We start from the raw sequence: 1,013 nt of genomic DNA, 5'->3' as shown, positions 1-1,013 counted from the left end.
CGTGGCGTTCGGCCGGCTCGTCGAATGTAGAGGCGATTACCTCGGCATTTACGCTACGGCTCATGTCGGTTACTTCCTCGGGACGTTCGTCGATGAGAAGAATCATGATGTAGGTCTCGGGATGGTTTTCCGCTATTGCATTGGCGATATCTTTGAGCAGTATGGTCTTACCTGTTTTGGGCGGAGCGACAATAAGTCCACGCTGGCCTTTGCCGATTGGGGAGAACATGTCGACCACGCGGGTAGAGATGTTGCTAGACCGACCGCCGGTGAGATCGAATTTCTCGTCGGGGAAGAGGGGAGTGAGATGTTCAAACGGCACACGGTCGCGGATAAATTCAGGTGTGCGTCCGTTGACATCGCGAACTTCGCCAAGAGGGAAATATTTTTCGTTTTCTTTAGGTGGACGAATCCAGCCTTCGACAACATCGCCGGTCTTCAGACCGTATTGCTTAATCTGCTGCTGTGTGACGTATATGTCGTCGGGAGAGGAAAGATAGTTGTAGTCGCTTGAACGCAGGAATCCATATCCCTCGGGAGTAATTTCAAGCACACCTGAGGCAAGCAACAATCCGTCGAAATTATAGCGTGGCTGCTGTGGCTCGGGGATAAAGTCGCGGTTATTGTTGTTATTGTTGCGGTTGCGCTTGTTCTTTTTGTTCTGCTGCTGTTGCTGCTTTTGCATAGCCATATTCTGGGCCGGTTCCTGTATTACTATAGGTGCGGCGGCCGCGGCAGCAGCTGCTTCTTCTTTTTCGCGCTGAGAGCGTGGCACGAATTTTCGTTCGGTGCGGAAGAATGAACCAAACGAACTGTCCTTTGACGGACGGAAATCTCTTTTCTTCTGTTGTGGCTGTTGGCCCTCATTCATTTGTTGAGCGGCATCTGAAGCATTATCCGACGGGGCGCTGTCCGGCGTGATGTCGGCCTGTGGGGCCTGGAACTCCGCCGGAGGGAGGAGTGGCAGAGGCTTTGATGGAGCGGCATTCTCCGTATCTGTTTCTGTATTTGCT

Annotated in this window: 1 pseudogene; it reads right to left on the bottom strand. The window is 52.4% G+C overall.

Annotation, left to right across the window (positions count from 1 at the left end):
- Positions 1-1,013: pseudogene (locus K2I50_RS04250) on the bottom strand (transcription termination factor Rho); the annotation flags it as partial.

It is taken from the genome of Muribaculum sp. (assembly GCF_029051885.1).
Taxonomy (GTDB): Bacteria; Bacteroidota; Bacteroidia; order Bacteroidales; family Muribaculaceae; genus Muribaculum.
This window is presented reverse-complemented; position numbering and strand designations above follow the sequence as displayed.